4 protein-coding genes and 4 tRNA genes are annotated in these 5,040 nt (G+C 53.7%); 7 read left to right on the forward strand and 1 reads right to left on the reverse strand.

Features of this window, described 5'->3' with window-relative positions; genetic code table 11:
- Positions 1 to 294, reverse strand: a 294-nt coding sequence (locus ABEV74_RS21880) for a helix-turn-helix domain-containing protein (RefSeq protein ID WP_430149585.1), incomplete at its 3' end; no start/stop codon positions are given.
- An 866-nt stretch (positions 295 to 1,160) separates the two neighbouring features.
- On the opposite strand from ABEV74_RS21880, the gene ABEV74_RS21885 reads away from it, so the two are divergent.
- The 7 genes from ABEV74_RS21885 to ABEV74_RS21915 all read left to right on the forward strand — a co-directional run bounded on the left by ABEV74_RS21885 (position 1,161) and on the right by ABEV74_RS21915 (position 4,815).
- Entirely contained in the window at positions 1,161 to 2,024 is an 864-nt protein-coding gene (locus ABEV74_RS21885; protein ID WP_430149588.1) for an ABC transporter ATP-binding protein, read from the forward strand.
- 5 nt (positions 2,025 to 2,029) lie between these two features.
- On the forward strand, positions 2,030 to 2,818 hold the full coding sequence (locus ABEV74_RS21890) for a hypothetical protein (RefSeq protein WP_430149591.1): 789 nt from the start codon (positions 2,030 to 2,032) through the stop codon (positions 2,816 to 2,818).
- A 196-nt stretch (positions 2,819 to 3,014) separates the two neighbouring features.
- Positions 3,015 to 3,089 (forward strand) — tRNA-Gly (locus tag ABEV74_RS21895).
- A gap of 7 nt (positions 3,090 to 3,096) precedes the next feature.
- Positions 3,097 to 3,173 (forward strand) — tRNA-Arg (locus tag ABEV74_RS21900).
- Positions 3,174 to 3,224: 51 nt separating this feature from the next.
- A tRNA-Pro gene (locus ABEV74_RS21905) sits at positions 3,225 to 3,301 on the forward strand.
- A 14-nt stretch (positions 3,302 to 3,315) separates the two neighbouring features.
- Positions 3,316 to 3,389 (forward strand) — tRNA-Gly (locus ABEV74_RS21910).
- 301 nt (positions 3,390 to 3,690) lie between these two features.
- Positions 3,691 to 4,815, forward strand: a complete 1,125-nt coding sequence (locus ABEV74_RS21915) for an acyltransferase domain-containing protein (RefSeq protein ID WP_430149593.1) — start codon at positions 3,691 to 3,693, stop codon at positions 4,813 to 4,815.
- The last annotated feature ends 225 nt before the right edge of the window (positions 4,816 to 5,040 follow it).

Raw genomic sequence — 5,040 nt, forward strand, 5'->3', positions numbered from 1 at the left:
CTTTTTTAGCAGTTCACGCAGGATCTCGATTTCGAGTTCTTTTTCGCCAAGCACCTTCATTGCTTTTTCGTACTTTTCTTCCACTTCCTGCAGCCTCTTCAGCTCTTGCAGTTGATGGTCAGCTGGAGGGAGCTGATGCATATCCACTTGATCCCGATATGTCCGGATCCAAGTACGAACTGTCTCCGGATGCAGGTTATACTTTCGGGCAAGGACCCCCACCTTGATACCGGATAATGCTTCTCGAACTACATCCAGTCGTACTTCTTCGTACAGCTTGTTCGATCGTCTCATATTGTCCATCCCCTTATACAAATACAGTAATATATTGTGGGGCAAGACTCCAGTTCAATTAGGGGGCCGTAGAGTTATCGCAGTAATTTTTGTGTTTTGGTTATTTTACGCCCGAAAAAACTGCATTTTTGCAGCATTGTTCTTTTATTGGGGTCCATCTTCCGGATGCCAGCCGCCGCGAAGCCGGAGTAAAGTAAATTTGAGACCGGCGGCAGTTCACAGCCTGGGAGCTTCGCAATAGGGCGCCCGGCGGGAATGGCGAGAACAAATAAGGCATACAGGCGCGGAATGGGCCGCGTGGGATAGGCTTCGGGCTACCGCTCTGCGGGAACGGAGCGAGTGAGTGAGAGCACTGCGATTCACAATAGGGCGCCCGGCGGGAATGGCGAGAACAAATAAGGCCATACAGGCGCGGAATGGGCCGCATGGGATAGGCTTCGGGCTACCGCTCTGCGGGAACGGAGCGAGTGAATAAAGCACTGCGATTCGCAATTGGGCGCCCGGTGGAATGGTTCGAACAAAAAGGCCATGCAGGTGCGCAATGGACCGCGTGGCGAGGACTTTGGACTACCGCCTGGCGGGGATGGAGCTAACGAATAAGGCTCTGGCCGCCGTCCTGAGTCCTTGGTTTGTACTGTCCTCTTACAGAAACGACAGAGTCGTTTCTGCTTGTGAAGGCGTTTATCGACCGATAGGTATCACCATGTAATTTTCTTCGCGTTCAAAGAAGTAAGGGATTGCTTTTTCGGGTGAGAAAGATTATCATTAAAAATGTGGTGAAAATCATTCTCATTAATATTTCTGCGATTTTTCTTATACATATTCATCAAAAGGCCAAAGCTGGTCAAATAAGGAGCGGTGCAGTGATGTTTCGCCTAGTTACTTCCCAGTTGGACATTCGATACGACGACCGTCTTATTGTTCACAATTTGAACGTCGCCATTCCTCAAGGAAAAATAACGGCGCTTGTCGGTTCGAACGGTTCGGGCAAATCGACGATTTTGAAGACGATGGCCCGTCTGATGAAGCCGAGCGGAGGCAAAGTGCTGCTGGACGGCAAGTCGATCCATCAGTTGTCGACGCGGGAAGTAGCCCGACAACTGGCCATACTGCCGCAAAATCCGACGGCGCCCGATGGGCTGACGGTTGCCGAACTCGTTTCCTACGGACGTTTTCCTTATCAGAAAGGGTTCGGGTCGCTCAGCGCAGAAGATCGTCGCAGTATCGAGTGGGCGATTAACGCTACGGGGATGCAGCCTTTTGCGGGTCGTCCTGTCGATCAATTGTCCGGCGGTCAGCGTCAACGGGCCTGGATCGCGATGGCGTTGGCGCAGGATACCGATATTCTGTTTCTGGATGAACCGACGACCTTTCTTGATATGGCCCATCAGCTCGAGGTGCTGCAACTGCTGCAGCGGTTAAACGAGCAGAACGGGCGCACCATTATTATGGTTGTCCACGATTTGAACCATGCTTCGCGATATGCGCATCATATGATCGCCATCAAGAATGGAGCGGTGATCGGCGAAGGCTCGCCTTCCGAAGTGATGAAGCCGGACATATTGCGCGCCGTATTCGGCATCGAAGCGGATATCGTAACAGATCCACGTACGGGAGTACCGCTGTGCCTGCCATATGCGCTCGTCGGTGACGAGGATTCTTCGAAGTCGGCTCCGCCCGAAATCGAGGATGCGTTCGAAGAACGGTCTTTAACGGCTGCGGGAGTTTGATGACGATGAAAGTGCCATTCTCCTTGCTGGAGACGCACTGTTATGTCTACGCCGACAGGCCGAATTACGAAGCCGGATACGAAACGCAGCTCGACCGGTTGCTGAGTCCGGAGGAAGCCGACCGTTTTGCGAACTGGTACGGCAATAAGCTGCAAGCATCCGATCGCACACCGGCCGCGACTTATTTCGTTTCGTGGCTGCGAGGATTTGCCGGAGCCGCGATGACGACGGTAGCGTGTGGGGCGACGCTGGACTGGTCGTTGTCGAACTGGAGCGTTCTCAGTTACGAGCAGGGCGGATATACACGATTCGCTTTCTATGCGCACGATAGCACCGTTATCGGCTCCCCCAAAGTCGGCCGGGAGCGGTGGATGCAGGAGCAGTTGGACGGCTTCTTCGGCCGTACGCTAGCGCCTCTTTTTCGATCGCTGTCGCAGGCCGTGTCGGTCCCGGAGATACAGCTGTGGAGGCTGCAGGCAACCGGACTCCAATATTTTGTTCAGTATGCGGAGAAAGAGCTGAACGCATCCGATGCGGCGGCTCTCCGCCGCTTATCGGAATATATAACCGCCGGCATGTCCCCGGCGCATTTTGGCCTTCGTACGAATCCGCTCCATATCTCGATCCGGATGATTGACAATCCGTACGAGCCTGGCGGGCAAATTGCGATGAAAGCGGCATGTTGTCTGGCTTTCAAAGTTGGCGGCAGCGGGTATTGCTATACATGCCCCAGATTGACAAGCCGGCAGCGCAGTCTGATGAAAGAGAAGATATTGGCAGGACAGCAGGCGTAAAAGGGGTATCGGGTTTTCCCGGCACTAAAAAGCAAGCGATGCCGCCCGATCCGCTTCATTATCAGGGCAGCGGGCGGCCACGAAAAATACGATTAATTCGCGAAAAAAATTTTTTAAAAAACAGTTGCATTTCTGGGTTGGACATGATATATTATTACTTGTCGCCGCTACTGATACGAAATGCGGCAAGCAACGAGCGGAAGTGGCTCAGCGGTAGAGCATCGCCTTGCCAAGGCGAGGGTCGCGGGTTCGATTCCCGTCTTCCGCTCCATTATTATGTGCCCATAGCTCAGCCGGATAGAGCGTTTGACTACGAATCAAAAGGTCGGGAGTTCGAATCTCTCTGGGCACGCCATTTTTTTATTTTGTTGCAAGATATTATGATGTATCGCGGATCATAATAAACCGGGACGTAGCTCAGCTTGGTAGAGCACCTGGTTTGGGACCAGGGGGTCGCATGTTCAAATCGTGTCGTCCCGACCATTCCTCAACCGTATGCGGGTGTAGTTCAATGGTAGAACTCCAGCCTTCCAAGCTGGTAGCGTGGGTTCGATTCCCATCACCCGCTCCATAAAGCTAATGAACCTAAAACCTTGAGTTTCAAGGTTTTTTTGTTTTTGTTCAAGTTTTTTCTTGGTTTAAGGTTCGACAACGCTACACTGCTCGCCCAATCGTGGGGCAGTTAGGAGGCAAATTCGGAGCGTTAGCGTTAGCGTTTGAGTTTGAGCGATTCGCGGCGATCCGTCGGGCACCGCGTCGAAGCCGCCGGGCAGCGCGCCGATAAACGGCTTTCCAACCTTTCTGGTTCAGGTATATACTGGATTGGGAACGGGTGACCGCCAATAGTTGGGGGAGCGGGGGGAGTGGGAACGATGAACGGTGATATCGATTTTTTGGATGATGCCTATATCGACGCGGCGAACGAATATTTTCGGCTGTCCGAACCGATTGTCGAGGCGTTCCGCAAGGAAACGGAGCGGATTAACGGCGACCCGGAGCTGCAGCGTAAGGCGCGGATCTATCATCGTATACTCGTTCATTCCGGAGATCAGGTGCAAAAGCTGAACGCGGAGCTTCTGGCGATGGGGCCGGAAGCGGGCATGTTTGCCGCCGTTATTTACGCGTCGGCGCTGCCCTCGGCGATAGGCCTGCATCGGGAGAAAGGTATTCCTCTATCCATTCTGCGCGATACGCTGGAGGATTTCGACATTTGGATCCGCCATCATCGCGAGAAGTACGGGGTTTGGGGATTAAGCGAGCTCGGGTGGCTTGCGCGGCACTTCCGTTGCGGCATATTCAGACTCGGCAGGCTGCAGTTTATGCCGCGGACGTGTTACTTGAAAATCAAAGTGTTCCGTAATCGCGACAACGGCGCGCTTGTCGTGCTGTCAGACACGGGCGTTGCCTTCCGCGCGGACGGCCAGATCGACGGAACGAACGGCGTGACCGATCCGGACGGCAGGTGGGAAGCGGTCTATACGAACGACGGCCGTACGGCCAGCGGGAATCAGATATGGCCGCAAGGCTATGCCGACCGAAGACGGGTGGAGCTCGACTTGCTGCAGTGGGAGCTGGTGCTGGAAGAAGGCGATTGGGTATTGGACGTTCATATTCCCGCAGGCGGCCCGATGACGCACGGGCTGTGCCGGGATTCGTACCGGCAAGCGGCAGCGTTCGTCCGGGAATATATGTCCGGTCGGGACATCAAAGCCTTCGTATGTCATTCATGGCTGCTCAGTCCGCAGCTTGGGCGGATTTTGCCGGAGACCTCGAATATCGTCAAGTTCCAGCGCGACTACCGTCTCGTTCCGGTATTGTCCGACGACCATCAGCTCTTCGAACGTGTTTTCGGCTTGAAAACGACCGATTTGTCCGGACTGCCGCGAGACACGACGCTGCGAAGACGGGTGCTGGAATATTTGTCGGCCGGGAATGTTATTCACGGCGCAGGCGGTTTTATGATGTGGAATGAGCTGGAATATAATGAAAATCAATGAAAGCCTTGAAACTCAAGGCTTTTTTCTGTTGCGTTGCCAGCTTGGGGGCCGTGTCAACCCATATAAAAATGTTACCGAAGGATAATGGTTCACTCACGTAATTTTGTTACCCAGTGGAGGCTGTTACACAGCCTCCACTGGTTGCGCAGCGGAAGCAGACGTCACGGGTCGGGAAAGCATCGCTTCCAACTGATGGTGTAATGCAAGCGGATCTTGGGAAGTCTG

This window comes from Paenibacillus cisolokensis, from assembly GCF_050481165.1.
In the GTDB taxonomy this organism is placed as follows: Bacteria; Bacillota; Bacilli; order Paenibacillales; family Paenibacillaceae; genus Paenibacillus_AH; species Paenibacillus_AH cisolokensis.